29 protein-coding genes are annotated in these 26,110 nt (G+C 69.1%); 14 read left to right on the plus strand and 15 right to left on the minus strand.

The window, feature by feature from the left end; genetic code table 11:
* Positions 1-48: 48 nt before the first annotated feature.
* Positions 49-429 (minus strand): response regulator, encoded by a 381-nt coding sequence (locus PGB34_RS22575; protein ID WP_271430367.1) that lies wholly within the window; start codon positions 427-429, stop codon positions 49-51.
* A gap of 312 nt (positions 430-741) precedes the next feature.
* Here PGB34_RS22575 and PGB34_RS22580 point away from each other — a divergent pair, with 312 nt between their 5' ends.
* Positions 742-1,815 (plus strand): pirin family protein, encoded by a 1,074-nt coding sequence (locus tag PGB34_RS22580; protein ID WP_271430368.1) that lies wholly within the window; start codon positions 742-744, stop codon positions 1,813-1,815.
* A gap of 22 nt (positions 1,816-1,837) precedes the next feature.
* On the opposite strand, the gene PGB34_RS22585 is transcribed toward PGB34_RS22580, so the two are convergent.
* The 4 genes from PGB34_RS22585 to tkt all read right to left on the minus strand — a co-directional run bounded on the left by PGB34_RS22585 (position 1,838) and on the right by tkt (position 6,573).
* Positions 1,838-2,677, minus strand: coding sequence for a hypothetical protein (locus PGB34_RS22585; RefSeq protein ID WP_271430369.1), 840 nt, complete (start codon positions 2,675-2,677; stop codon positions 1,838-1,840).
* A 66-nt stretch (positions 2,678-2,743) separates the two neighbouring features.
* On the minus strand, positions 2,744-3,139 hold the full coding sequence (locus PGB34_RS22590) for a response regulator (RefSeq protein ID WP_271430370.1): 396 nt from the start codon (positions 3,137-3,139) through the stop codon (positions 2,744-2,746).
* A gap of 331 nt (positions 3,140-3,470) precedes the next feature.
* Entirely contained in the window at positions 3,471-4,472 is a 1,002-nt protein-coding gene (gene gap, locus PGB34_RS22595) for a type I glyceraldehyde-3-phosphate dehydrogenase (protein ID WP_271430371.1), read from the minus strand.
* A 58-nt stretch (positions 4,473-4,530) separates the two neighbouring features.
* On the minus strand, positions 4,531-6,573 hold the full coding sequence (gene tkt / locus PGB34_RS22600) for a transketolase (RefSeq protein ID WP_271430409.1): 2,043 nt from the start codon (positions 6,571-6,573) through the stop codon (positions 4,531-4,533).
* A gap of 88 nt (positions 6,574-6,661) precedes the next feature.
* Here tkt and speD point away from each other — a divergent pair, with 88 nt between their 5' ends.
* The 5 genes from speD (at position 6,662) to PGB34_RS22625 (ending at position 10,441) form a co-directional block, all read left to right on the plus strand.
* On the plus strand, positions 6,662-7,051 hold the full coding sequence (gene speD, locus PGB34_RS22605) for an adenosylmethionine decarboxylase (protein WP_271430372.1): 390 nt from the start codon (positions 6,662-6,664) through the stop codon (positions 7,049-7,051).
* The gene (locus tag PGB34_RS22610) at positions 7,041-7,829 is read left to right on the plus strand and encodes a nucleotidyltransferase family protein (protein ID WP_271430373.1); all 789 of its coding nucleotides are present in this window, start codon (positions 7,041-7,043) and stop codon (positions 7,827-7,829) included. The genes speD and PGB34_RS22610 overlap by 11 nt, the downstream gene beginning before the upstream one ends.
* Positions 7,830-7,916: 87 nt before the next feature.
* Positions 7,917-8,594, plus strand: coding sequence for an NAD-dependent epimerase/dehydratase family protein (locus PGB34_RS22615; RefSeq protein WP_271430374.1), 678 nt, complete (start codon positions 7,917-7,919; stop codon positions 8,592-8,594).
* Positions 8,595-8,643: 49 nt separating this feature from the next.
* The gene (locus PGB34_RS22620) at positions 8,644-10,026 is read left to right on the plus strand and encodes an aminopeptidase P N-terminal domain-containing protein (protein WP_271430375.1); all 1,383 of its coding nucleotides are present in this window, start codon (positions 8,644-8,646) and stop codon (positions 10,024-10,026) included.
* Between the two features lie 145 nt (positions 10,027-10,171).
* Positions 10,172-10,441, plus strand: coding sequence for a DUF2061 domain-containing protein (locus tag PGB34_RS22625; protein ID WP_271430376.1), 270 nt, complete (start codon positions 10,172-10,174; stop codon positions 10,439-10,441).
* A 22-nt stretch (positions 10,442-10,463) separates the two neighbouring features.
* Here the strand turns inward: PGB34_RS22625 and PGB34_RS22630 are convergent, their stop codons facing one another.
* The 3 genes from PGB34_RS22630 to PGB34_RS22640 form a co-directional block, all read right to left on the minus strand.
* Positions 10,464-11,753 (minus strand): flavin-dependent oxidoreductase, encoded by a 1,290-nt coding sequence (locus PGB34_RS22630; RefSeq protein WP_271430377.1) that lies wholly within the window; start codon positions 11,751-11,753, stop codon positions 10,464-10,466.
* Positions 11,754-11,827: 74 nt separating this feature from the next.
* On the minus strand, positions 11,828-12,832 hold the full coding sequence (locus PGB34_RS22635) for a Bug family tripartite tricarboxylate transporter substrate binding protein (protein WP_271430378.1): 1,005 nt from the start codon (positions 12,830-12,832) through the stop codon (positions 11,828-11,830).
* A 67-nt stretch (positions 12,833-12,899) separates the two neighbouring features.
* Positions 12,900-13,367, minus strand: a complete 468-nt coding sequence (locus PGB34_RS22640; protein WP_271430379.1) for a DUF3237 domain-containing protein — start codon at positions 13,365-13,367, stop codon at positions 12,900-12,902.
* Positions 13,368-13,464: 97 nt separating this feature from the next.
* Here PGB34_RS22640 and PGB34_RS22645 point away from each other — a divergent pair, with 97 nt between their 5' ends.
* Positions 13,465-14,262 (plus strand): helix-turn-helix transcriptional regulator, encoded by a 798-nt coding sequence (locus PGB34_RS22645; RefSeq protein ID WP_271430380.1) that lies wholly within the window; start codon positions 13,465-13,467, stop codon positions 14,260-14,262.
* Positions 14,263-14,292: 30 nt separating this feature from the next.
* On the opposite strand, the gene PGB34_RS22650 is transcribed toward PGB34_RS22645, so the two are convergent.
* The 7 genes from PGB34_RS22650 to PGB34_RS22680 are packed head-to-tail and all read right to left on the minus strand — an operon-like array spanning position 14,293 to position 19,843.
* Positions 14,293-14,760, minus strand: a complete 468-nt coding sequence (locus tag PGB34_RS22650; RefSeq protein ID WP_271430381.1) for a CopD family protein — start codon at positions 14,758-14,760, stop codon at positions 14,293-14,295.
* A gap of 55 nt (positions 14,761-14,815) precedes the next feature.
* A complete protein-coding gene (locus PGB34_RS22655) occupies positions 14,816-15,673 on the minus strand; it encodes a fumarylacetoacetate hydrolase family protein (protein WP_271430382.1) in 858 nt (285 codons plus the stop codon).
* Between the two features lie 5 nt (positions 15,674-15,678).
* Positions 15,679-16,524 carry a hypothetical protein gene (locus PGB34_RS22660; protein WP_271430383.1) on the minus strand — a complete coding sequence of 282 codons (846 nt, stop codon included), beginning with the start codon at positions 16,522-16,524 and terminating at the stop codon, positions 15,679-15,681.
* A gap of 14 nt (positions 16,525-16,538) precedes the next feature.
* Positions 16,539-16,859, minus strand: coding sequence for an NIPSNAP family protein (locus PGB34_RS22665; protein WP_271430384.1), 321 nt, complete (start codon positions 16,857-16,859; stop codon positions 16,539-16,541).
* Positions 16,849-18,588 (minus strand): FAD-dependent oxidoreductase, encoded by a 1,740-nt coding sequence (locus PGB34_RS22670; RefSeq protein ID WP_271430385.1) that lies wholly within the window; start codon positions 18,586-18,588, stop codon positions 16,849-16,851. The genes PGB34_RS22665 and PGB34_RS22670 overlap by 11 nt, the downstream gene beginning before the upstream one ends.
* The gene (locus PGB34_RS22675) at positions 18,585-18,983 is read right to left on the minus strand and encodes a cupin domain-containing protein (protein WP_271430386.1); all 399 of its coding nucleotides are present in this window, start codon (positions 18,981-18,983) and stop codon (positions 18,585-18,587) included. The genes PGB34_RS22670 and PGB34_RS22675 overlap by 4 nt, the downstream gene beginning before the upstream one ends.
* 26 nt (positions 18,984-19,009) lie before the next feature.
* Complete coding sequence (locus tag PGB34_RS22680) at positions 19,010-19,843, minus strand: SDR family NAD(P)-dependent oxidoreductase (RefSeq protein ID WP_271430387.1); 834 nt, start codon at positions 19,841-19,843, stop codon at positions 19,010-19,012.
* Positions 19,844-20,050: 207 nt separating this feature from the next.
* On the opposite strand from PGB34_RS22680, the gene PGB34_RS22685 reads away from it, so the two are divergent.
* From PGB34_RS22685 to PGB34_RS22715, 7 genes are read left to right on the plus strand one after another with little or no spacing between them, the layout of a single operon-like run.
* Positions 20,051-21,061, plus strand: a complete 1,011-nt coding sequence (locus PGB34_RS22685) for a TRAP transporter substrate-binding protein (protein ID WP_271430388.1) — start codon at positions 20,051-20,053, stop codon at positions 21,059-21,061.
* Between the two features lie 25 nt (positions 21,062-21,086).
* Positions 21,087-21,659, plus strand: a complete 573-nt coding sequence (locus PGB34_RS22690) for a TRAP transporter small permease (RefSeq protein WP_271430389.1) — start codon at positions 21,087-21,089, stop codon at positions 21,657-21,659.
* Positions 21,656-22,936 (plus strand): TRAP transporter large permease, encoded by a 1,281-nt coding sequence (locus tag PGB34_RS22695; protein WP_271430390.1) that lies wholly within the window; start codon positions 21,656-21,658, stop codon positions 22,934-22,936. Before PGB34_RS22690 ends, PGB34_RS22695 begins: the two co-directional genes overlap by 4 nt.
* Positions 22,937-22,988: 52 nt before the next feature.
* Positions 22,989-23,828, plus strand: coding sequence for an IclR family transcriptional regulator (locus tag PGB34_RS22700; protein ID WP_271430391.1), 840 nt, complete (start codon positions 22,989-22,991; stop codon positions 23,826-23,828).
* A 13-nt stretch (positions 23,829-23,841) separates the two neighbouring features.
* Entirely contained in the window at positions 23,842-24,369 is a 528-nt protein-coding gene (locus tag PGB34_RS22705; RefSeq protein ID WP_271430392.1) for a nuclear transport factor 2 family protein, read from the plus strand.
* Positions 24,366-25,412 carry an SDR family oxidoreductase gene (locus PGB34_RS22710; protein ID WP_271430393.1) on the plus strand — a complete coding sequence of 349 codons (1,047 nt, stop codon included), beginning with the start codon at positions 24,366-24,368 and terminating at the stop codon, positions 25,410-25,412. The genes PGB34_RS22705 and PGB34_RS22710 overlap by 4 nt, the downstream gene beginning before the upstream one ends.
* Positions 25,413-25,422: 10 nt before the next feature.
* Complete coding sequence (locus tag PGB34_RS22715) at positions 25,423-26,103, plus strand: EthD family reductase (RefSeq protein WP_271430394.1); 681 nt, start codon at positions 25,423-25,425, stop codon at positions 26,101-26,103.
* The last annotated feature ends 7 nt before the right edge of the window (positions 26,104-26,110 follow it).

Here is a 26,110-nt window from a genome sequence, read left to right on the forward strand (position 1 = left end):
TGAGTGAAGGTGGTGCGCCGGCCGACGAACTGAACGCCAGGCGGGCGATCAGGCCGCCCGCCACCGCTGCCCATTGCACCAGTCCATGAAGTCCTCGAGCTCGTTGGACTTGTCGAACACCGCGTCCGCGCCCAGGGCGCGGCAGCGGGTGCGCATGTCGTCGGTGGCGTAGTTGCTCAGCACCACGGCGCGTTGATGGGGCTGGCGCTGCAGGCAGCGGCGCAGCACGCCCAGGCCCGAGCCCTTCTTGAGGAACAGGTCGATGACGGCCACCTGCCAGGCGTCGGAATGTTCGGTCAGCCATTCCACGGCCGCATCCTCGCTCTCGGCGTAGCCCACGGCCTGCGCGCTGGCCAGATCCTCCAGCGCAGGGATCAGGCTGTCGCGAATCGTCTTGTTGTCTTCGACCAGAAAGATGCGCAAGGTCATGGTGCTCGCAAAAGGGCGCCGCGACCTCGCACGCCGGGTGAAGGGCTTGGAAGGCAGGCCATACGAAGAAAAAAGTAACCGTTGGGCAGTACCGTACGCGCCTGGCGGCGCACGCCGTGGCCGCCAGCAGCCCTCGCACGAGTCGGACGAGGCCTACCTCTTTCGCTGTGAGCACCCCGCTTTGTCCCAATGCCGGGCCTTCACTGTTGCAGCCATGGCGCTGGTGGATGGCTGGAAAGCGCGCACACTGCCTCCACCTATCCCCCATGGCGCGGCAGATCGGCTGCGCAGTCCTTTTCGTGCAGGTGACCCATGTCCACGCCCGCCAGCTCCTCCATCCTCCAGGTCCATCCGCTGGGCTTTCCCTGGCCCACGATCGACCCCTTTCTCTTTTGCGCCTATCACGACGACGCCTACCCGCGCGCCAATGCGCAGATGGCGCCCGACGCGCCCGTGCAGGGCCGCCAGATCGGCTCCGACTTCAGCCGCAAGGACGGCTGGAGCCTCTACCACGGCCACCCCGTGCCGGGCTTTCCGGGCCATCCGCATCGCGGCTTCGAGACCGTGACGGTAGTGCGCCAGGGGCTGATCGACCATGCCGATTCGCTGGGCGCCGCGGCGCGCTACGGCCAGGGCGACGTGCAGTGGCTCACGGCCGGCGCGGGCATCCAGCATGCCGAGATGTTCCCGCTGCTGAACCAGGAACAGGACAACCCGCTGGAGCTGTTCCAGATCTGGCTGAACCTGCCGGCGCGCCGCAAGATGGCGACGCCGCACTTCACCATGTTCTGGGCCGATGAAGTGCCGCAGTGGCACGGCACCGACGCGCAAGGCCGGCGCACCGATGTGCGCGTGGTCGCGGGCCGGCTCGCGCCGGTGGACGGCGGCCCCGGCGTGAGCCAGCCGTTGGCGCCGCCGCCCGATTCCTGGGCCGCCCAGGCCGATGCTGAGGTGGCGATCTGGACCGTGCGGCTGGAGGCCGGTGCGCAATGGACCCTGCCTGCCGCCGCGGGTGCCGACACGCGCCGCATGCTCTACCTGTTCCGCGGCGAAGCCCTGCAGCTGGACGACCAGCAGGTGCGCGGCCCCGCGGCGATCGAGCTGCGGGCCGGGCAGGCGGTGGCGCTCACCGCCGGGGGCGATGCGCCGGTGGAACTGCTGCTGCTGCAGGGCCGCCCCATCGGCGAGCCCGTGGCCCAGTACGGCCCCTTCGTGATGAACACGCAGGCCGAGATCGTGCAGGCCATGCAGGACTACCGCCGCACCCAGTTCGGCGGCTGGCCCTGGGCGGACGACGCGCCCGTGCATGGGCGCGATCCGCAGCGCTTCGCGCGGCATCCCGACGGGCGCGAGGAGCGGCCTGAACCCGCGGCCGCGGGCCGCTGAACGGGGCGGGCGTGAGCCCGGATCAGCGCAGGGGCGCGCCCACAAGCCCTCGCGCGATCCGCCACCACAGCCACACAAAGGCCAGCGGCAGCACCGCAGTCTGCAGCACGAACACGGCCATCAGCCGCACGATCTGCGTCGCCCATTCCCTGGCCGACTGCAGCAGCGCGTCGATGGCCGCGGGTGTGGACTTCAGGCGCTCGACCCACGCGCGCATGCGCTCCACGGTGCTCTTTGACGCCTCGTCCGCCGCGCGCGGCTCGGCGGCCACCGCTTCGGCCCTGGCGGACGCGCCTTCCAGGCCGGCCATCGCGCCCTGGAACTCGCCGGCCATCACGGCGCGATAGGCGGCCTCGTTGGCCAGGGCCGACAGCGGCACGGCAAAGCGCGCCATCAAGAGCCCGATCAGCACCGGCGTGAGCCAGCGCAGCGTGCGTGAAGAGGCGGGCACCGCCTCGGGCTGTCCGCTGCCGCGCCATCGCAGCACGGCCCAGGCGATGAGCGCGGCCGTCAGCGAGATGGACACGGCCAGATGCCCGCCCACGCCCAGCAGCAGAAGCTGCACCCCGAAAGCCACGCTGGCCGCCAGCATGACGGCTGCAAAACGGTCGATGAGTTCGGACAGCGGGCGCAGCGCCTCGCCAGGGGCCACGCCCACCACGGCCTCCACGCGCACGCTCTGCACCACCGACACCGCCGCGCCCAGGGTGCGGGCCGCCGCAAAGGCCGTCAGCGAGCGCTGCAGGCCGGCATTGACCTGCTCGCGCGCATGGCGGTCGACGGGCAGCAGCCAGCAGGCCGTGAGCACGGCGGCGCTGAGGATCAGCAGGAAGGCTCGGCGAAGCAGGCGCGGACGGTCCATGGGCGCACAGCTTAGCCAGTGCAGGCGCCCATCGGGCACAAAGCCCCGCCGCGCGCGGGTGGGGCGTCAGACCAGCGGGCTCAGCTGCGAAGGCCTGTCCTGCGAGCAATAGTCGAGGAAGTCGTCGAGCTCGTTGGACTTGTCGAACACCGCATCGGCGCCCATTTCAAGGCAGCGGGCGCGGATGTCGGGCTGCGTGTAGTTGGTCAGCACCACCACGCGCTGGTGCGGCTGGCGGCCCTGGCAGGCGCGCTGCAGCACGCCCAGGCCGGAGCCTTCGCGCAGGAACAGATCGACCACCGCCAGGTGCCACACATCGCGGTGCTCCTGCAGCCACTTCACGGCTTCGGCTTCGGTCTCGGCCACGCCCACCACGGGCGCATCGGCCAGGTCGGCGAGGGCTGGGATGAGGTTTTCGCGGATGGTGGAGTTGTCCTCCACCAGAAAGGTGATCAGCGCCATGCTCTCCTGCAGCCAGCTTCCGTCGTCGAGCGTGCAGTCTAGCGGCGCCACGCGGGCGCCGCTGGCGTTCAGAGAATGCCGAACAGGTTCAGAAGGATGATGGCGCTCAGCGGAACGCCCAGCAGCCACAGCAGAAGAGAAGGCATGGTCGGAATCCTCATGGGGGTTGTGAAACATGCCGGCGATGCTGAGGCCTCGCGCACGCAGGCCCTGCCAGTGGACAGGGGCGTCGCACGTAGGACGGGCAAGGCATGCAGCCCTTGCGGCCCACCCACAAAAAAAGGCGCCCGAAGGCGCCTTCCTGCAGCAAGCGATGCGCTGCCTGGCGGGTTTACTTGCCGCTGACCACGCGTGCCATTTCCAGGCACTTGTTCGAGTAGCCCCACTCGTTGTCGTACCAGCTCACCAGCTTGACGAAGGTGCCGTCCAGTGCGATGCCGGCTTCGGCGTCGAAGATGGAGGTGCGGGTGTCGCCGCGGAAGTCGGTGGCCACCACCTTGTCTTCGGTGTAGCCCAGGATGCCCTTGAGCGCGCCTTCGGACTGGGCCTTCATTTCGGCGCAGATTTCCTTGTAGGTCGCGTCCTTGTTCAGCTCCACGGTCAGGTCCACCACCGACACATCGGAAGTGGGCACGCGGAAGGACATGCCCGTGAGCTTCTTGTTCAGCTCGGGGATCACCACGCCCACGGCCTTGGCGGCGCCGGTGCTGCTGGGGATGATGTTTTCCAGGATGCCGCGGCCGCCGCGCCAGTCCTTGTTGCTCGGGCCGTCCACGGTCTTTTGCGTGGCGGTGGCGGCGTGCACGGTGGTCATCAGGCCGCGCTTGATGCCCCACTTGTCGTTGAGCACCTTGGCCAGCGGGGCCAGGCAGTTGGTGGTGCACGAGGCGTTGGAGATGATGGCCTCGCCCTTGTAGCTCTTGTCGTTCACGCCGAACACGAACATGGGCGTGTCGTCCTTCGACGGCGCGGACATGATCACCTTCTTAGCGCCAGCGTCGATGTGCTTCTGGGCCGTTTCCTTGGTCAGGAACAGGCCGGTGGATTCCAGAACGATGTCGGCGCCGACTTCGTTCCACTTCAGGTTGGCCGGGTCGCGTTCCTGCGTCAGGCGGATCTTCTTGCCATTGACGATCAGCGTGTTGCCTTCGACGGCGATCTCGCCCTTGAAGCGGCCATGCACCGAGTCGTACTGCAGCATGTAGGCCAGGTAGTCCGGCTCCAGCAGATCGTTGATGCCCACGACTTCGATGTCGGGGAAATTCAGCACTGCCGAGCGCAGCACGTTGCGGCCGATGCGGCCGAAGCCGTTGATGCCCAGTTTGATCGTCATGTTCTTGACTCCTGAAGGTTGAAAAACTCGTTTGGCCCGTGCGCTGCGGATCGGCCGATCAGCGCAGCACGACCTCGACCGTGGCGGCCACGTGTTCGGGCGTGAAGCCGAAATGCTGGAACAGCACCGGTGCGGGGGCCGATTCGCCGTAGCTGTCGATGCCGATCACTGCATCGACGCCGTACTTCCACCAGCCGTCGGTAGTGCCCATTTCGACCGCCACGCGCGGCAGGCCCTTGGGCAGCACGGCCTTCTTGTACTTGACGTCCTGCTTGTCGAAGGTGGTGGTGCTGGGCATGGAAACCACGCGCACCGGGATCTTGCGCGCCGCCAGCAGCTCCTGCGCCTTGAGCGCCAACTGCACTTCGGAGCCGGTGGCGATGATCACGGCCTTGGCCTTCTTCTTCAGGCCCACGCGCGAGGGCTCGGCCAGCACGTAGGCGCCGCGGCTGATGTCGGCCAGCTCGTCCTTGGGCGCGTAGGGCAGGTTCTGGCGCGACAGCAGCAGCGCCGTGGGCTGGCTCTTGTTGCGCAGCGCGCAGGCCCAGGCCACCGTGGTCTCGGCCGTGTCGCCGGGGCGCCAGACGTCCAGGTTCGGGATCAGGCGCAGGCTCGCGGCGTGCTCGATGGACTGGTGCGTGGGACCGTCCTCGCCCAGGCCGATGGAGTCGTGCGTGAAGACGTGGATCACGCGCTGCTTCATCAGCGCAGCCATGCGGATGGCGTTGCGGCTGTAGTCGCTGAACGTGAGGAAGGTGCCGCCGTAGGGGATGTAGCCGCCGTGCAGCGCCACGCCGTTCATGATGGCGGCCATGCCGAACTCGCGCACGCCGTAGTTGATGTGACGGCCACCGACGCCGGACTCGTTCTTCACCACATGGCCGGCGGCGTCGAAGCGCAGGTCGGGCGTGGCGGCGGTCTTGGTCAGGTTGGAGCCGGTCAGGTCGGCGCTGCCGCCCAGCAGTTCGGGCAGCGCGGTGGTGAAGGCTTCCAGCGCGAGCTGGCTGGCCTTGCGGCTGGCCACGGTCTGGGCCTGGGTGTGGGCGGTCAGCACGGCATCGACGGCCACCTGGTCGAAGGCCTTGGGCAGCTCGCCGGCCATGCGGCGCTTGAATTCGGCAGCCAGGTCGGGGAAGGCGGCCTCGTAGGCGGCGAACTTCTCGTTCCAGGCGGCTTCCTGCTCGGCGCCAGCGGCCTTGGCGTCCCAGGCCTGGTACACGGCTTCGGGCAGCTCGAAGGGCGCATGGGCCCAGCCGATGGCGCTGCGCGTCAGGCCGATCTCGTCGGCACCCAGCGGCTCGCCGTGGGCCTTGGCCGTGCCCGCGCGGTTGGGGCTGCCCTTGCCGATCTCGGTCTTGCACACGATCAGCGTGGGCTTGTCGCCGGCTTGCTTCGCTTCGGCAATCGCGGCCGACACGGCCACGGCGTCATGGCCATCGACCGGGCCCAGCACGTTCCAGCCGCAGGCCTTGAAGCGCTCGGGCGTGTTGTCGATGAACCAGGGCGTGACCTTGCCGTCGATGGAGATGCCGTTGTCGTCGTACAGCGCGATCAGCTTGCCCAGCTTCCAGGCGCCGGCCAGGGCGATGGCCTCGTGGCTGATGCCTTCCATCAGGCAGCCGTCGCCCAGGAACACGTAGGTGCGGTGGTCCACGATGCTGTGGCCGTCACGGTTGAATTCGCTCGCCAGCAGCTTTTCGGCCAGCGCGAAGCCCACGGCATTGGTGATGCCCTGGCCCAGCGGGCCGGTGGTGGTTTCCACGCCCGGCGTGATGCCCACTTCGGGGTGGCCGGCGGTCTTGCTGTGCAGCTGGCGGAAGTTCTTCAGCTCTTCGATGGGCAGCGGGTAGCCCGTCAGGTGCAGCACGGCATAGATCAGCATGGAGCCGTGGCCGTTGGACAGCACGAAGCGGTCACGGTTGGCCCACTGCGGATTGGCCGGGTTGTGCTGCAGGTGTTCACCCCACAGGGCCACTGCCATGTCGGCCATGCCCATCGGGGCGCCGGGGTGGCCGGAATTGGCTTGTTGGACGGCGTCCATTGCCAGCGCGCGGATCGCGTTGGCCATCAGGGCTTGTTGGGCCATGGGTGAGGCTTTCAGGGGAGGGTGGGGGAGAAGAGCTCGCTATTTTAGCGAGCGGGGTGCAGCGGGCCCGGCGGCCTGCGTTGGGCTGCTAGAGTCCAAGGCCATGCAAGGCCTGCATCTCACCGCCGACCTCCACGACTGCCAGTGCGATGCGCGCTGGCTGGTCGATGCGCAGGCGCTGGGCGAGCGCTGCACGGCTGCCGTGCGCAGCGCCGGCCTGCAGGCGGTGGGGCAGCTGTTCCACAGCTTCCCGGCCACGGACCAGGGCCCCGGCGGCGTCACGGCCACCGTGCTGCTGGCCGAATCGCACCTGTGCGTCCACACCTGGCCCGAGCACCGGGCCGTGACCCTGGACGTGTACGTCTGCAACTTCGGTGGCGACCACGCACCCCAGGCCCATCAGCTTCTCGACACCCTGTTGGCGCTGTTCGTGCCCGGCCGGGTGCAGCGCCACGCCTTGCAGCGTGGCCAGTCCCCTTCCCATGAGCTCTGACGCCAAGGCGACATCCGCCGTGCGCGCGCAGGCCATGCTGCTGGCCGCCGGGCGCGGCCAGCGCATGCGCCCGCTGACCGACGCCACGCCCAAACCCCTGCTGCCCGTGCGCGGCAAGCCGCTGATGCAGTGGCCGCTGGAAGCGCTGGCGCGGGGCGGCGTGGGCTGCGTGATGGTCAACACCGGTTGGCTGGGTGATCAGATTCCCGCGCACTTCGGCGAGCGGCCGGTGCTGGCGGACGGCGCCGGGCCGATCGAGCTGCTGTATTCCCACGAAGGCCGCGGCGATGGCCAGGCCCTGGAAACCGCGGGCGGCATCGCGCGCGCCCTGCCCCGCCTGCAGCGCGTGTTCTGGCTGGCCGCGGGCGACGTGTTCGCGCCCGACTTCCAGTTCAGTCCGCAGGCGATGGCCCGCTTTGCGGCCGGCAGCGCACTGGCCCACCTCTGGCTGGTGCCCAACCCGGCCCACAACCCGCGCGGCGATTTCGGCCTGTCGGCCGACGGCCTGGCCCTGAACCTGCCGAACCGGCCAGATGCAGGAACACCGCCCGAACAGCCGCGCTACACCTACTCCACCATCGGCCTGTTCCGCGACGCGCTCTTTGCGCCGCCGTGGTGCGACATCGCAGCCGGCAACCCCGAAGGCCGGCAGGTGGCACTGGCGCCGCTGCTGCGCGCGGCCATGGACGCAGGCCGCGTGAGCGCCGAGCTCTACACCGGCGCCTGGACCGACGTGGGCACGCCCGAGCGGCTGGCGCAGCTCAACGCGCTGAAATGAAACTACCCCCACGCTCCCCCGCTTCGCGAGGTCCGCTGCCCCCCGAGGGGGTGCCTCAGTGCCTTCGGGCGGCCGGGCGCCACTGAGATGACCGCACCCGCCACACCCGCCCACGACTGCCGCCGCGTGCTGCTGGCCGGCGCCACGGGCCTGGTGGGGCGCGAGCTGCTCGCGCTGCTGCTGGCCGATCCGTCGGTGCTGGAAGTGCACACCGTGGGCCGCCGCCCGAGCGGGCATCGGCATCAGAAGCTGCAGCATCACCATTCGGACCTGCGCAGCATCCCGCCACTGCCGCGGCTGGACGCGGTCTTCATCGCGCTGGGCACCACCATTCAGGTGGCGGGCAGCCAGCAGGCCTTTCGCGCCGTGGACCACGACGCCGTGCTGGCCGTCGCCGGTGCGGGCTGGGCCGCGGGCGCGCGGCGGCTGGGCGTGGTCAGCGCCATGGGCGCCGATGCGCACTCGCGCATCTTCTACAACCGCGTCAAGGGCGAGACCGAGGAGGCGCTGTCGGCACTGGGCTACGACAGCCTGGTCATCGCGCGTCCTTCGCTCCTGATCGGCGACCGCACGTCGCTGGGCCAGCCCGAGCGCAGGGGCGAAGGCGTGGGCGCCGTGATCAGCCGCTGGCTGCGGCCGCTGATCCCGGCCAACTACCGCGCCATCCGCGCCGAGCGCGTGGCCCGAGCGCTGGTCGGCGCCGTCGTGCATGCCGCGGCGGGGCGCACGCTGCTGCCCTCGGGCCGCATGCAGCGCGCGCACTAGACGACAAAGCACGCGCGCAGACCCGCGGGCGCGGCGGTACGATGCAACGATGAGCTCGCCCTACGCTTCCCGCCGCGCCGCACTTGCCCGCCAGATCGGGCCCGACGGCATCGCCATCATCCCCACCGCCCAGGAATACCCGCGCAACCGCGACACGGACTTCCTCTACCGGCACGACAGCTACTTCTACTACCTCACGGGCTTTGCCGAAGCCAAGGCCTGGCTGGTGCTCACGGGCGACGGCCGCAGCACCTTGTTCTGCGCGCCCAAGGACATCGAGCGCGAGATCTGGGACGGCCTGCGCCTGGGCCCCGAGGCCGCGCCAGGCGCGCTGGGCGTGGATGAAGCCTTCTCGGTCGACGAGCTGGCCAGCCGGCTGCCGCGCATGCTGGAGAACAAGGCCGTGGTCTGGTACCCCTTTGCCACCCACGCCGGCCTGGAAACGCGCGTGGACGGCTGGCTGCAGCAGGTGCGCGCGCGCGTGCGCTTCGGCGCCCTGTGCCCCGAACAGCAGCGCGACCTGTGCGGCCCGCTCGATGAAATGCGCCTCGTCAAGGACGCGCACGAGCTGGACATCATGCGCCGCGCCAGCGCCATCAGCGCGCGCGCCCATGTGCGCGCCATGCAGACCAGCGCGCGCATGCTGCGCGCCGGGCAGGAGGTGCGCGAATACCACCTCGATGCCGAGCTGCTGCATGAATTCCGCCAGGGCGGCTCGCAGTACCCGGCCTATGGCTCCATCGTCGCGGCCGGCGCCAATGCCTGCGTGCTGCACTACCGCGCCGACGCCGCGCCCGTGCGCGCGGGCGAGCTGGTACTGATCGACGCGGGCTGCGAGTTGGACGGCTACGCCAGCGACATCACGCGCACCTTCCCCGCCAACGGCCGGTTCACCGGCCCGCAGCGCGCGCTGTACGACCTGGTGCTGGCCAGCCAGGACGCGGCCGTGGCCGCCACGAAGGCCGGCAATCGCTTCAACGACCCGCACGAGGCCACCGTGAAGGTGCTCGCGCAGGGCATGCTCGACCTGGGCCTGCTCGACGCCAACAAGGTGGGCAGCGCGCAGGACGTGATCGACAACCGCAGCTACTTCCAGTTCTACATGCACCGCACCGGCCACTGGCTGGGCATGGACGTGCACGACTGCGGCAGCTACGTGGAACCCACGCAGGTGGGCGAAGTCAGCGAGCGCAAGGACCCGCTCTCGGGCGAACTCATCAAGAACCGCCCCAGCCGCATCCTCAAGCCCGGCATGGTGCTGACCATCGAGCCGGGCATCTACGTGCGCCCCGCCGAAGGCGTGCCCGAGCAGTTCCACAACATCGGCATCCGCATCGAGGACGACGCGGTGGTCACCGAAGGCGGCTGCGAACTGATCACGCGCGGCGTGCCGGTGAAGGGCGACGAGATCGAGGCGCTGATGCGCGACTGACGGAGCGGCGACGCGGCTTGGGCGGCCATAGGGCCGCTGCATGGCGGCGATGGGCGAATCTCATCATGCGATCAATTGATAGTAATTATCATTTGAACCATGTTGATAGTTTTTCTGGCATAGCCGCCGGAACGGAGCCTTTCCCATGCGTCGCCTGATCCGCCCTCACCTTCCCGCCCTGCAGAAGACCGCCAGTTACTACGTGCTGCACATCACCGTGGCGGCCATGGTGGCCTATGCGGTCACCGGCAATTTCTGGATGGCGCTGACCCTGAGCCTGCTGGAGCCCAGTGTGCAGGCCGTGGCCTTCTTCTTCCACGAGAAAGTCTGGGAGCGCCGCCAGCGCACGAAGGCGTCGCCTCGCGCCGCGATGCCTTCGGCCCTGGCGGTGCCGCAGCCCGCGGCAGCGCGCTAGCAAACAAGCCCGCGCGGGCGCATCAGGCCTTCGCGCCGCCGGCCGCCGCCCGCGCCACCGCCGCCGGATCGAAGCCCGCCAGCTGCTTGTAGCGCAGCGCAATGGCCGCCAGCTCCGCCTGCGGCACCACGCTTTCGATGTCGTCAAAACCCTGCGGCGCGCGCTGGTGCGCCAGCTGCATCACCTGCTCGGGGCCGTTCATGCGGTTGCGCAGCACGATGCCCGCGGTGCGCGGCAGCCGGTCGGCCTCGTATTCGCGCAGCGCCATCGACGGGTCCTTGAACTGCACCAGCGCATCGGTGAGCGCGCGCGCATCCATGATGGCCTGCGCGCTGCCGTTGGAGCCGATGGGGTACATCGGGTGCGCGGCATCGCCCAGCAGCGTCACTCGCCCGCGCGTCCAGCCCGGCAGCGGGTCCTTGTCCACCATCGGGAACTCGTAGATCGCCTGCGCGCCGGCGATCACGGCCGGAATGTCGATCCAGTCCCAGCGCCAGTCGGCGAAGCTGTCCGCGAACACCGACTTGTCCACGCGCTTGTTCCAGTCGCTCTTGGGCGGCGTGTCGTCCTCGGTGCCCGGCACGCGCAGCTCGGCGATCCAGTTGATGCGCGAGCGGCCTTCGCGGCGCAGTTGTTCGGAGATCGGGTAGCAGACGAACTTCTGGTCTTGGTGGCCGGCCATGAACATGGTCTGACCGTCCAGATAGGGCGCGGCGTCGGTCACGCCGCGCCACAGCAGCCGGCGCGAGAAGCGCGGTGCATCGCCCACGGGGTAGAAGCTGCGGCGCACGGCCGAGTGGATGCCGTCTGCGCCCACCAGCACGTCGGCGCTGGCTTCCACCAGCGTGTCGTCGCTGCGCCGGCGCAGGCTGAACACGGCCGGCTCGCTGCCAGGGTCCATCAAGGTGGAGCCGGTAAGCGTCACCGATTCGAGCGCGAGCCCGGTGTGGATGCGGTGCGCGCCCAGGCGCTCCACGGCCGCCTGGTGCAGCAGCATCTGGAACTCGCCGCGGTGCACCGAGTACTGCGGCACCGGATAGCCCGCGGCCAGGCCGCGCGGCTCGTGCCAGATGCGCTGGCCGAAGCGGTTGTAGTAGGCCAGCGCGGCCGTCTGCACGCCGATCTCGCCCAGCGCCGGGCCCAGGCCCAGCCCGGTCAGCTCGGCCGTCGCATGGGGCAGCAGGTTGATGCCCACGCCCAGCGGGCGGATCTGTTCCGATGCCTCGTAGACCTCGGCCTCGATGCCTGCGCGGTGCAGTGCGAGCGCAAGCGTCAGGCCGCCGATGCCGGCGCCGATGATGGCGACTTTCATGGATATCTCTTCTTCTTTTCCGGGTGCAGGGATTCAAAGGCGCCATCGGCGCGCGGCGAAGCCGCCTGGGGTTGTCAGTCTGCCTTGAAGCCCGTGGCCTGCACGGCCTTGCGCCAGGTCACGGTATCCGCGGCAATGATCTGCCTGAATTCTGCCGCGCTGGTGCCGGTGGGCCTGAAGCCCGCGTCCAGCAGCTTCTGCTTGCCATCGGCCGATTGCACGGCGCGCACGATGTCGGCATTGAGCTTGTCCACGATGGCGCCGGGCGTGTTGGCCGGCGCGACGATGCCAAACCAGGCCGAGAAGGCCAGGTCGGGGTAGCCTTGCTCGACGATGGTGGGCACTTCGGGCAGCGAGGGACTGCGCGTGCTGCCGGTGCTGCCCAGGGCCACCAGCTTGCCGGCCTTGATGTTGGCCGCGGCCAGGCCGATGGTGGCGAAGACGCCGGAGACGTCGCCGCTGAACAGGCCGCCCAGCGCGTCGGCCGTGTTGCGGTAGTGCACGGCTTCCGGCTTCTGGCCGATGGCATCGCCGAAGCGGTAGGCGCCGAAGTGGCCCAGCGTGCCGGCGCCGAAGGTGGCCATGAACAGGCCCTTCTGCTTCTGACTCCAGGCGGCGTATTCCTTGACGTTCTTCGCGGGCACTTTCTGCGGATTCACCAGCAGCACGAAGTCGGTGCTGACCACCTGGCTGACGGGCAGGAAGTCCTTGACAGGGTCGTAGGGCAGCCGGTTGTAGGTGCTCGGCGCGATGGAGAGCATGCCCGTTTCGGCCAGCAGCAGGGTGTAGCCGTCGGCCGGTGCGCGCGCGAGTTCGCTGGCCGCGATCAGTCCCGCCGCGCCGGGCTTGTTGTCCACCACCACGCCCACGTTCTTCCAGCCTTCCGACAGCTTCTGCGCGACCAGGCGGGCCACGATGTCGGGCCCGGTGCCGGCCGGGAAGCCCACGATGATGCGCACGGGCTTGTCGGGGTAGCTGCCCTGGGCGGCGGCGGGCAGGGCCAGGCCCATCAGTCCCAGCGCGGCCAGGGTCAGCGCGCTGCGGCGGGCAAGGGGGCGGATGTGGCAGGGGGTCGTCATGGTGGGTGTCTCCGTGAATGGGCGTTCGTGTTTTTTGGGTGTGTGATGGCGGGCGGAAGGACGGGCTTCAGCCCAGCGCGAAGAACTGCATCTGCACCTGCTGGGGCAGGCGCGCGCCCGTGCCCACGAACAGGTGGCTGTTGATCCAGCCCAGCGCGCGCGAGCCGGTCTCGAAGCGCGGCAGGCAGCGGAAATAGATCAGCGCGGGGTCCACCGGCTCGCCACGCGCCAGGCGGGCCATGGCCTCGGGCGGGCCGCTGCGCAGCGCGGTGTTCTGCACATAGATCCAGTCGCCGGCGTCGGTCTCCAGCGTGTAGCGCGCATCCAGGTCGGTGAGGCCGTCCTCGCCGATGAGCTGGAAGTCGGCGCCGCCCGGGCACACGCGCGCCTGCCAGTCCACGCCCCGGGCCGTGCCGCCCGTGATCGGGATCAGGCGGCGCCTGCCGCGCGGCGTGGGGCCCACATCCTGTGGCGTGGCGACCTCCACGTGCAGCGTGGCGAAGAAATTCAGTGGCGGCGGTTCTGGCAGGATCATGGGCCGCTAGCGTATGTCCGGGTGCCCATGGCCCCTGTCATCCGCGAAGATGACAGCCGCTCCAACCCCTCTTGCTGCGCCCTCGCCCGCCCCTGCCATGAAAAGCTGGCCGCTTGCCGCGGCGCCCGACGCCGCTCCCCGCCTGCTGGGCGGGCTCATCGATGCCATCGGCCAGCCGGGCTTCGGCGCTGCCGTGCTGGGGCAGGTGCAGAGCCTGCTGCCGGCGGCCTCGTGGTCGGTGTACCGGCTCGGCGAAGCGCCTGCCCTCTTCCTGTCGGCCGCCTGCGGCGTGCCCGACACCACGCGCGACTGCTGGCGCGCCTACCTCAGCGGCCCGCACCGCGCCGACCACAGCTTCGGCCCCATGGCGCTGCTGCCGCCCAGCACGCCGCATCTGTGCCACCTCGATGCGCAGGAGGCGCCGGCCGAGCACCGCGCCAAGGTGTACGACGCGCATGGCATGGCCGAGCGCCTGTCGCTGGCGCAGGAGGCCGACGGCGGCATGCTGGCCATCAACTTCTACCGCCACGCCCACCAGCCGGCCTTCGGCCCGGCCGCCATCGAGCGGCTGGGCGCACTGGCCCCGGCGCTGGTGGCCATCGTGCGCAAGCATGTGGCGCTCACCCGGGAGCCCGCCGCCGCGCACACGCAGGCCGTGGCCGCCGTGCCAGCCGCCGACCTGGAGGCGCACCTGCGCCGCCTGTGCCCGGCCCTGACGGCGCGCGAACTGGCCGTGTGCGTGCGGCTGCTGCGTGGCCTCACGCTCGAAGGCATCGCGGCCGACCTGCAGCTTGCCCTGCCTACCGTCAAGACCTACCGCCAGCGTGCCTTCGCGCGGCTGGGCATCCACTTTCGCAACGAGCTGTTTGCGCGGGTCCTCGGCGCGGCCGGCTGAAAATTCACGGGGACCGTGAAGACGCTTGATTCAAAGCGCGCGGCCCACCAGCGCCACGGCCAGCGTCAGAACGCCCAGGCCCAGGTTCAGCGCCACCAGGCGCCGGATCTGGTTCAGCCGCGCGGCGGCCGCGGGCCAATCGGCCGCCTGCACGGCCAGCCGCAGCCGCTTGAAGCTGGCCATGCGGATGTGGCCGTAGATCGCGCTCATCACCAGTGCCAGCGTCAGCATCGCATGCACGCGCCAGTGCGTGCCGGCCATGCCGCCCTGGCCCATCAGCAGGGCCAGGCCGCTGGCCCACAGCAGCAGCACGGCCACTGACACGCCGGCAAAGAAGCGCTCAAGCGCCCCCGCCATGAAAGGCAGCCGCTGCGGCGGCTGCAGCAGCGCCACCGCGGCCGGGCGCACGGCGAAATGCATCGTTGCCATGCCACCCACCCAGAAGGCGGCCGCACAGACGTGCACGAAGATCAGCAGGTTGTAGGTCGTGGGGTTCATGGGGCCGATCATCACACTGGCGAAGCTCGCGTGGCGACGCAAGGCCCCGGCCCGGCTACGCCACTTCCTGCTGCACCGTGTTCAGGAGCGTGCCCACGCTGCCGATGTCCACTTCCACCGTGTCTGCGTGCCTGAGCCACAGCGGGGGCGTGCGCGCGAAACCCACGCCCGAAGGCGTTCCCATCACGATCACGTCGCCGGGCTCCAGCGTCATGCAGGCGCTCAGAATCTCCAGCGTCTCCTGTACGCCGAAGATCATGTCGGAGGTGTTGGCCTCCTGCAGGGTCTGGCCGTTGACGCGGCAGCGGATGCTCAGCCCCTTGGCGCCGCGAGGCAGGTCCTGCGCCAGCACCAGCGAGGGCCCGAACGCGCCGCTGGCATCAAAGTTCTTGCCGATGGTCCATTGCGGGGTCTTCTTCTGGAAGTCGCGCACCGACAGGTCGTTGAAGCAGCTGTAGCCCAGCACCACATCCAGGGCAGCTTCGCCTTTCAGGTGCTTGCCGCGTTTGCCGATCACCAGCGCGAGCTCGGCCTCGAAGTCGTACTGCGTGGAGACGCTCGGCAGCAGCGCGCTCTGGCCATGCCCCATCAGCGAGCTTGCGGCGCGCAGGAAGAACCACGGGTAATCCGGCCGCGCGCGGCCACCCTCCTTCGCATGGTCGATGTAGTTCAGGCCCAGGCAGATCACCTTGCCGGGGTTCGTGAGCAGCGGCGCGAAGCTGGCGCCCGCAGCGTCCATGCCGGCGGCTGCGCGGATGGCTTCGTTGCCGAGGGCGCGCAGGTCTTCGCCCCTGGCGATCCGTGCGCCCAGTTCGCCGGATGCATGCGGGCTTTGCCGCAGCGGGAAGTGCCTGTGTGCGTGCACCGCGACGGCCTGCGCCTGGCCATCGATGAGGACGTTGGAGAACTGCATGGACTTCAACCCAGCAGGTGCAGGGCCGCCTCGCGCGCGGTCTGGCCCACGCGCACGCCCCTGGCCATCGCCACGCTGTTGGCAGCGCTGATGACGCCGTCGAAGTAGGTGCTCTGGCCGTCGCCCATGCGGGCGCTCAGGGCACTCACGCTGGCGCCTGCAATGCCATCGGCTTCCACCTCTTTCAGCGCCGAGATGCCCGAGTCGTTCTTGCCGATGCCGCCGTCCGAGCAGATGAAGGCCCAGGGCCGGAACTGGCGGAAGTAGCCCACCACGCTGCGGCCCGTGTGCCCTGCCGTGCACAGAACGTTGCGCTCGCGGTCCTGCGGCAGCGCGAAGGCGATGGAGTCGGTGCACACGATGCTCCGGCCCGAGCCCTCGTCGGTATGAACCACCAGCCGGCGGTGCGGGTCGAAGTCCCTGGGCTTGAGCGCGCCGGTCTTGAAGGCCTGTGCCGCCTCGCGCGCGCGCATGCCGGGCACGATGCCCAGCTTCTGCGCGGCATCGTTGACGCGGCTGATGATGCCGTTGTCGTAGAGGTCGGCGCCGTTGCCCATTTCGGCGGTGCTGGTGTCCACGGCCGCGGCGGGCACGTCCAGCGCCTCGTAGAACCACAGGCCGGCGATGCCCGCGCCGTCCTTGCCGATGGCGCAGTCCAGTCCGATCACCGCCTTGGGCTTGGCCGCCATCACCATGCGTGCGCACAGCACGCCAGAGTAGGAGGCGTTGACGACCACGTCGCCCTGGCAGGGATGCTGTGCCACATGGTCCTGCACGTAGGTGGCCGAGTCGAACACGAGCGTGCGGCCCGCGGAGTCTTCGTGAATGGTGGGCGTGTGGGAGGAGGCCATAATTCTTGACGGTTTCAGCGGATGGGGGAGAAGTCGGTGGGCACCAGCAGGCGATTGCTCATCGACTGCAGCATGGGGCGGATCTGCGCGAGGTAGTCGTGCCAGGCGGGCTCCTGGGCCAGCAGGGCCCGGCGCCGCGCCCGCTCCTCGAAGCTGTCATAGCCCCAGAGGTGGACCAGGCCATTGAGCTCGCCGATCTCGGTGACGAAGTAGCCCAGCAGCCTGCCCAGCACGCGCGCCTGCAGCTCCTGGGCGCCGGTGGCGCGGTAGGCCTCGAAATACATGGCGGGCGTGTAATCGCCCTTGAGGATGTAGGTGCGTTGTTCAACCAGCATGCGCGGTCTCCGTGGGTTGCATCTGCAGGGCCGCGAGCTGTTCGCCCGCGATGAAGCCGAAGGTCATGGCCGGCCCCAGCGTGATGCCGGCGCCGGGGTAGTTGCCGCCCATCACGCTCAGGCTGTCGTTGCCGGCCGCGTACAGGCCCGGGACCGGCGCGCCGCGGGCATCGATCACCTGGGCGCGCTCATTGGTGCGCAGCCCTGCGAAGGTGCCGAGGTCGCCCACGGTGACCCGCAAGGCATAGAAGGGGGCTCGCGTGATGGGCGCCACGCACGGGTTGGGCGCGTGGTCATGATCGCCCAGATAGCGGTTGTAGGCAGTGGAGCCGCGGCCGAAGGCCGGGTCTTCTCCCTGCTCGGCATGCCGGTTGTATTCGGCCACGGTCTGCTGCAACGCGGCCGGGTCGATGCCGATCCGGCGCGCCAGCGCTTCCAGCGTCGCGCCTCGCAGCAGGTAGCCCGAGCGCAGCTGCGGCCACAGCGGCAGCGGGAAGGGCTTGACGTGGCCCAGGCCATAGCGCCGCAGCGCCGTGTGGTCGCACACCAGCCAGGCCACAGCGGCCGCGTGGCCGGCTTCGCGCCGCATGGCGATGCCGACGTCGTGATAGGAGTTCGATTCGTTCACGAAGCGGCGCCCGGCGGGGTTGACCGCAATGACGCCAGGCTTGTAGCGGTCGATCAGGTGCGGAAACACCCCGTGCGGCGCCTTGCCGCGCGGGACCAGCGAGACCGGAATCCAGGCCGCGGGGTTCGGCAGGCTGTCCTCGAAGACGCCGCCTGCCGCAATGCCCATCGAAATGCCGTCGCCCGTGTTCGTTGCAGGCGCGGGCGAATGGTGCTCGGCCCCGGTGGGCGCGTGGCTGAACAGCGCGCGGCGCCGGGCCACATCCTGCGGAAAGCCGCCGCAGGCCAGCACCACGCCGCGGCGGGCGCGGATGTGCACATCCGCCTTCGTTTCAGGGTGCCTTGCCACCACGCCGGTGACGCGGCCATCGCCCTGCGTCACGAGGCGAAGCGCGGGCGCGTCCAGCCAGAGCTCGGCCCCGAGGTCGAAGGCGCTCTTGGCCAGCCGTGCCGCCAGCGCGTTGCCATTGGTCAGGCGCGTGGCGCGGCGGTAGCGCAGCATTTCCGTGCCATGCGCCATCAGGCGGCGCGCGACGTAGACCGCCGAGCGCAGCGAGCGCGTGACCTTGAAGAAGTGCTGAATCTCCTGGCTCGAGTTGAACATCATGCCCACGAAGGTGATTTCCTTCAGCGGCGGCCGCAGGGCCTTCATGCGCGGACCGAGTTCCCGGGCGTCGAAGGGTGCGGCCATGATGGACCGTCCGCCAGGCACGGCGCCGGGCTCGTCGGGGTGGTAGTCGGGGTAGGCCGGCAGCGGCGCGAACTGGACGCTGGTCTGGCTGCTGAAGAAGTCCACCATGCGTGGGCCGTTCGCCAGGAAGGCATCGACCCTGCCCGCGTCGAACAGGGCCTCGCCGCATTCGCGCACCAGGTATTCGCGCGCGGCCCGCACGTCGGCATCGCTGCGCGGTCCGTTGATGCCATTGGCAGGGATCCAGAGCACGCCGCCCGAACGCGCCGTCGTGCCGCCGTAGACCGTATCCTTTTCCAGCACGAGCACCTTCAGGCCGCGCTGCGCGGCCGTCACTGCCGCGGCCAGGCCGCCCGCACCCGAGCCGATGACGATGACGTCGGTCTCCTGCGCCGCGGCGCCTTCGCTCACTTGAGCTCCTTGCCGGCCAGCTCGCCCGTGAGGAACATGTTGGGCTTGAGGAAGAAGGAGAGCACGAGCGCTCCCTCCACGGAGCGGGCGATGTGACGGTTGCCGCGCGGGCGCCAGACATAGTCGCCCTTTCGAACTTCGCCCTCGTCGTCGACGATGCTGCCTTCCAGCACATAGGTCTGCTCGATCTCCACGTGCTGATGCAGTGGCAGCTCGGTGCCGGGCTGCCAGCGGAAGAGGGCGGTGAGCAGCCCCGATTCGGGATCCTCCATGAGGATCTTCATGTCGATGCCCGGCGTGGGCGTGGGCTTCCAGGGCAGCGCTTGCACGCTGACATAGCGCGAGTCGAGCGGGGAGAGTTCGCTTTCGCCGGCGAGTCCGGGGGTTCTGGGCATGTGGAGCCTTGGGAGTGGGAATGGGTTCAGGTGCCGCGGCCGCCGTATTGGTCGGCCGCGGGTTGCGCGTGCATCAGAGGGGTCTGCAGGAAGCCGCCGTCGACCACGAGGTCCTGCCCGTTGATGAAAGCGGCGGCATCGCTGGCCAGGAAGGCCACGGCCTCGGCAATGTCCTCGGGCGTGCCGAGGCGGCGCACCGGCACCAGGTCCGTGCGGGCTTTCAGCATCGCCTCGCTGGCGTAGTGGATGGACGACAGGGGCGTGCGGATGAAGCCCGGGCTCACACTGTTGGCGCGGATGCCCAGCGGACCCCATTCCACGGCCGTGTGCCGGGTGAGCGCCAGAACGCCGGCCTTGGCGACGCTGTAGGCCGGTGACGCATTGGGCTTGTCGGCAGCGATGGAGCCGATGTTGACGATGCTGCTCCGGCCGCGGCCCATCATCTGCGTGCCGAAGGCCTGCGTACACAGGAACGGGCCCGTGAGATTGACGGCCAGCAGCTGGTCCCAGTCCGAGCGGGCGAGCGCTTCGACGGCGCCGTGCCGCCCGAGGATGCCCGCGTTGTTCACGAGGATGTCGCAAGGGCCCAGCTGCGCCCGAAGCTGCGAGGCCGTGGCCTGGACGCTGCCTTCGTCGGCGATGTCGCACGCCAGGGCGATGCAGCGCCCGGGAAGACGGCCGGCAGCCTCTCGCAGGCCGGGCAGGGTCGATGGCAGATCCAGCAGCGCCACCCGGGCACCGCGCTCGGCCAGCTGCTGCGCGATGGCCGCGCCCAGACCCCCGGCAGCCCCAGTCACCACTGCGATCCGGCCTTCCAGCTGCTGCGTTGCAAGCGTGTTCGTCTTCGTGCCCCGTTCCATGCGTTCCTTTCGGCTCGACGAGACCGCGCATTGCATCAAGTCTCGCCATGTCAGAAATCTCATTAAACGCGATTTATCAGGAATAGCACTATGCGGGAAATCATCTACAACAAAAACCGACCCGGCCGCCTATTCTTTGGCTCCCCAGCCAGTCGTGGCGCGGCACAAGGGATGCCACGACGGCGCCCAACAAAGGAAGACAAAGCCATGAAGCTCCGACCCCTCGTCATCGCGGCCTGCATGCTGGCCGCCACCGGCGCCGCTTTCGCGCAGGACATTCAGGAGCGCGTGATCAAGTTCGGGCACCTGGTGCAGCCAGGTCACCCGCTGGCGCTTGGCACGCAGAAGTTCGCGGAGATCGTGGCCGCCAGGAGCGGCGGCAAGCTGAAGGTGCGCGAGTACGGTGCGTCGGTGCTGGGCAGCGAATCGCAGCAGATCGGCGCGCTGCAGGGTGGCGTGCAGGAGATGTTCCTGCCCGCGACCACATCCGCCGCCTCACTGGTCAAGGAGCTGAGCCTGATCGACACACCGTTCTCCTTCGGCAGCGCCGCGCAGGTGGACGCACTGCTGCAAGGCCCCTTCGGCACGGCGGTGGCGCAGAAACTGCCTGAAAAGGGGCTGGTGTCGCTGGGCTACTGGGAGACCGGCTTTCGCAACATCACCAACAGCCGCAAGCCGGTCACGGAACCGGAAGACGTCAAGGGGCTGAAGATCCGCGTGATGGGCAACCCGCTGTTCCTGGAGTCGTTCTCCGCGCTGGGCACCAACCCCGTGCCCATGGCCTTTGGCGAGCTCTACGGTGCGCTGGAGTCGCGCGCCCTCGATGCGCAGGAGAACCCGTACAGCATCGTGCTGACCAGCAAGTTCTACGAAGTCCAGAAGTTCATGAGCGTGACCAATCACGTCTACACGGCGAACATGATGCTCATCAGCAAGAAGTTCTGGGACAGGCTCTCGCCGGCCGAGCAGAAGATCCTGCAGGAGGCTGCGCAGGAGGCGGGCGCCTACCAGCGCAAGGTGAGCCGGGAGATGGCCATCAAGGACCGCAAGGAGCTGGAGGCCAAGGGCATGAAGGTCAATGACGTGCCCTCCGCCGCCATTGCGAAGATGCGCGAAGCCACCACGCCGGTGGCCGAGAAATTCGCGGCCGCCTACGACCCCGCCCTCGTGCAGCTCTACCGCGCCGAGATGAAGAAGATCCAGGCGACGGTGCATTGAGCGCCGCTTCGCGCGAGCTTGAGCCATGAACCGCAGCATCGCCTTGTACTGCCGCGCGCTGAGCCGGCTGTGCGCCGTACTCCTGTTCGCCATCGTGGTGCTGGTCTTCGGCAACGTGGTGCTGCGCTATGGATTCAATTCCGGCATCGTGGCGTCCGAGGAAGTCTCGCGCTGGCTCTTTGTCTGGCTCACCTTCCTGGGCGCCATCGTGGCGCTGCGCGAGCGGGCCCATCTGGGCACGGACATGCTGGTCTCGCGCCTGGGTCGGCGCGGGCGCGCCCTCTGCCTGGGCCTGGCCTGCGTGGCCATGATCTACACCACCTGGCTGCTGCTGCAGGGCAGTCTGGTGCAGGCGCGGCTGAACCTTGACGTGGCGGCGCCCGTGACGGGCGTGCCGGTGGCGCTGTTCTACGGCGCAGGCGTGGTCTTCGGCGTCTCGGCCCTGGTCATTCTGGGCTGGGACCTGATCCGGCTGCTGGCCGGCCGGCTGCGCGACGAGGAACTGGTCGCCGTTCGCGAGTCGGAAGACCTGCCGCCGTCCTCTGAAGACCACCGTCCGTCCCAGGCGGGTTCCACCGACATCAAGGCCTCCCGATGACCATCGCGATCTTCCTAGGTGCGCTGCTCGCCGCCATGGCGATCGGCATTCCCATTGCCTACGCCCTGCTCGCGACGGGGGTCGCGCTGATGTGGCACCAGGACATGTTCGACGCCCAGATCCTGGCGCAGAACCTGGTCAACGGCGCCGACAGCTTCCCCTTGCTGGCCGTTCCTCTGTTCATGCTCGCCGGAGAGATCATGAACGCGGGTGGCCTGTCGCGCCGCATCCTGAATCTGGCACTCACGCTCGTGGGCCACTATCGGGGCGGCCTTGGCTACGTGGCGGTGCTCGCGGCATGCCTGATGGCGGCGCTGTCGGGCTCCGCCGTGGCCGATGCCGCCGCGCTGTCGGCCCTGCTGCTGCCGATGATGGCGCGCGCGGGGCACGACCCGGCGCGTGCCGGCGGCCTGATCGCCTCGGCCAGCGTCATCGCGCCGATCATTCCACCGTCCATCGCGTTCATCATCTTCGGCGTCGCTGGCAATGTCTCGGTGAGCAAGCTCTTCATGGCGGGCATCGTTCCAGGGCTGCTGATGGGCGCAGCCATCGCCCTGGCCTGGGCCTGGGTGAGCCGCCGTGAGCAAGTGCCCGTGCCACCACGGGCCAGTCGCGCACAGCAGCTCGCCGCCCTGCGCGAATCGCTCTGGGCGCTGGCGCTGCCCGTGATCGTGCTGGTGGGCCTGAAGATGGGCGTGTTCACGCCCACGGAAGCCGCTGCCGTGGCCGCGGTGTATGCCTTCTTCGTCGCCACCTTCGTCTATCGCGAGCTGAACTTCCGCCAGCTCGTGGCGCTGTTCGAATCGGCGGCCAGGACGACCGCGGTGGTGATGTTCCTCATCGCCGCTGCCATGGTCTCGGCCTGGCTCATCACCGTGGCCGACATTCCCGGCCAGGTCACACGCCTGCTCGAGCCCTTGCTGGGCAGCCCGACCCTGCTGCTGATCGCGATCATGCTGCTGGTCATCGCGGTGGGCACGGCGATGGACATGACGCCGACCATCCTGATCCTCACGCCGGTGCTGGTGCCCGTGGTGAAGGCCGCCGGCATTGATCCGGTCTATTTCGGCGTGCTCTTCATCATGAACAACGCCATCGGCCTGGTGACCCCGCCGGTGGGCACCGTGCTCAACGTGGTGGCCGGTGTGGGCAGGATGTCGATGGATCAGGTGACGCGGGGCGTGGTGCCCTTCATGGTCGCGCAGTTCGGCGTCATGTTCCTGCTGGTGCTGTGCCCGTGGATCGTGATGGTGCCTGCGAGATGGCTGAGCGGCTGATGGCAGATGCAACAATTCCTTTTTTGCCACGCGCAGCCCCAGGAACCCGACAGTGATCAGCAGCTTCGCCAAATGCCTGAGCATTCTGGACTTCTTTCAGGAAGGGCGCGTGAGCACGCGGCTGGACGACCTCGTGGAGGCGCTGGGCACCTCCCGCGCCACGACCTATCGCTATGTGGGCACGCTGTGCGACGCCGGCCTGCTGGCACCCGCGGCGGGCGGGGTGTACGTCCTGGGCCCGCGCATCATCGAGATGGACCGCCTCATGCGCATCAGCGATCCGCTGCTGCTGGCGGGCAGTCCCGTGATGCACGAGGTCAGCGCCAGGCGCAAGCAGAACATGATGCTGGCCCGCTTCTACCGCGACAGCATCATGTGCGTGGACATCGCCTGGCCCGACGCGACCATCCCCGCGAACTTCGAGCGCGGCAAGCCGATGTCGCTGTTCAAGGGCGCCATGGCCAAGGTGGTGCTGGCGAACCTGTCGCCCTATCAGCTCAAGAACATCGCCTTGAACCATGCGGACGAGATCAAGGCTGCCGGCATGAGTTCGAACTGGTCCGAGTTCCGGGCCTACATGGCGGAGCTGGCCAAACAGGGTTATGCGATCACGAAGTCCGAGATGGTGAGCGGAACCGGTGGCATTTCGGCGCCCGTGTTCGACGGCGAACGCAAGATCATGGGCAGCATCACCTTCGTCGTGTCGGAAAGCCAGTGGGCCAGCACCGACTTCGACAAGCTGCGCCGCCAGCTGCTGGAAGCCGCAGAGCGGATCACGCAACGCATCGCGCAGCAGCCTTCAGATGCGCCGAGCACGCCCTCGGCCGGCAAAGTGGCGGCCAAGACCCCCGCACGAAAACGCGCTGCCGCCAAGGCATCTTCCACCCGCTGAGGAACACCCATCCATGACAGGAACCGACCAGCAAAGGCTGGAGCGGCTGGAGTCGCTCGTCTCCATCCGGCAGCTCAAGTCACGCTATTGCCGCTACATCGACACCAAGCAGTGGGAGGCGCTGCGCGGCCTGTTCACGGCCGACGCGCGTTTCGAGGGCTTTGGCTCGGCGCCCGACGGCGCCGACGTGCAGACCTTCGTCAGCGGCGTGGCTGCACGGCTGGCGGATGCCGTGTCCGTGCACCATTGCCACACGCCCGAGATCACGCTGCTGTCCGAAGACCGCGCCCGCGGCGTCTGGGCCATGCAGGACCACCTGCAATGGCCGCGCGCCATTGCGCTGAAAGAAGCGCCCCACGCCAGCGGCTTCCAGGGCTTTGGCCACTACGAGGAGGAGTACCTGCGCGAGGCAGGCCAGTGGCGAATGCACCGGCTGCGGCTCACGCGCCTTCGCATCGACCCGCTGCCCGCGGCCACCCGCTTCCCCGAACCGGCTTCGCTCAGGTGCCATGACCCGCGGTGGCTGGAGGCGCTGCCATGAAGCACGCACTCGTCGTGGGCGCCACGGGCGTGATCGGCGGCGCCATCGCGCGCCACCTGGCGGGCCTGAAGGACGCGAGGGTCTGTTGCGTCTCGCGCGGTGGCGCGGCGCCCGAAGGGGCCACCGGGCTGTCCATCGACCTGCTCGACGAGCGCGCCGTGGCGGCCGCCTGCCGCACCATGCCGTTGGTCACGCACCTGTACTTCGCGGGCTACCAGGCACGGCCGTCGCGGCTGGAAGAAGTGGCGCCCAACCTGGCGATGCTGCGCCATGCGATCGACCTCGCGCAGGCGGGCGGCGCCCTGCAGCGAACGGTGCTGGTCACGGGCGGCAAGTACTACGGCCTTCAATGGGGTGCCATCCGCACGCCCGCGCGCGAGAGCGATCCACGTCATCTGGGCCCCAACTTCTATTACGCGCAGCATGACCACCTGGTCGAGCGCGCGGCACTCGGCGGATGGAGCTGGTCCCACCTGATTCCGCCCTACGTCACGGGCTATTCGGATCGCGCGCCGATGAACCTGGTGATGGCCATCGCGGTGCTGGCCGTGCTCTCGCGCGAAGCCGGGCTCTCGCTGCGCTTTCCCGGGCCCGCCGCTTCGTGGAACGCGCTGCATCACCTGGCCGATGCGCGCTTGATCGCCGAGGCCGCGGCCTGGGCCGGCAGCAGCGAAGCGGCAGCCAACCAGATCTTCAACATCGCCAACGGCGACCCGGGCCGGTGGCGCCACAGCTGGGGCCGGATCGCCGCGCATTTCGGCCTGGCCGAAGGCGAGCCCCTGGCCATCCCGCTGACCCAGGTCGCGGCCGAGCAGGCCGGCGTGTGGGAGCGGCTGGCGCGCAAGGCTCAGCTGCGCCAGCACGACATCCACCAGCTGGTGGACTGGCAGTGGGCCGACTACATGTTCAAGACGGCCTTCTCCAACGATGTGCTGTTCGCGCTCGGGAAGATCCGTCGCGCCGGCTTTGCGGCCTGCATCGACAACGAGGCCGCGCTGTGCGGCCGTTTCGACGAGCTGCGCGAGCAGCGCTTCATTCCCTGAAGGAGACCGCATGACCATCTACCGAAGCGCCCTCATCAACCGCCGGCCGGGCCTGGACCGGGCGGCGTTCCGCACCCACTGGATCGACGTCCATGGTGCGCTGGCCGCCAGGCTCCCGGGGCTGGGTTCCTACCGGCAGAACCACATCGCCGAACGCTTCCTCGAAGACCCCGACGCGCCGGTCCAATCGATCGACGGCGTCTCGCAGCTGTCCTTCGACAGCGTCCAGGCCATGGAGGCTTCGGATCGCTCGCCCGAGTACGCGCTGTGCAAGGAGGACATTCCCAAGTTCCAGGGCGGTATCACCATCCTCGTGCTCGAAGCCCACGAACTGAAGGCGGCTCCGGCCGGCCGCAGCCAGGGTGCGAAGCTGCTGTGGTTGAGCGCACGCCGCCCCGGCGTGGCCGCCGAGGGCCTGCAGCAGCGCTGGCTGGCCAAGCCGCATCTGCCCGCCGTGCCCGGCCTGCAGCGCTGCGTGCAGAACTTCGTGGTGGACCGCAGCCACCCCGTGCAGGCCGGCGTTCCTGCCGGTGACGCCAGCTTCGTGGAAAGCGTGGGCGAAGCCTGGTTCGACAGCGTGGAGGCGCTGCGCGCGGCCGTGAGTTCCGAAGCGGGCAGGGCACTGCTGCATGGCGACCCGGCGCTGGCGCCCTTCGCGATCTACCGGATCGAGGAAATCCGCATCGCCTGAGTCGCTC

The sequence above is a fragment of the Xenophilus arseniciresistens genome, from assembly GCF_028023875.1.
Classification (GTDB): Bacteria; Pseudomonadota; Gammaproteobacteria; order Burkholderiales; family Burkholderiaceae_C; genus Xenophilus; species Xenophilus arseniciresistens.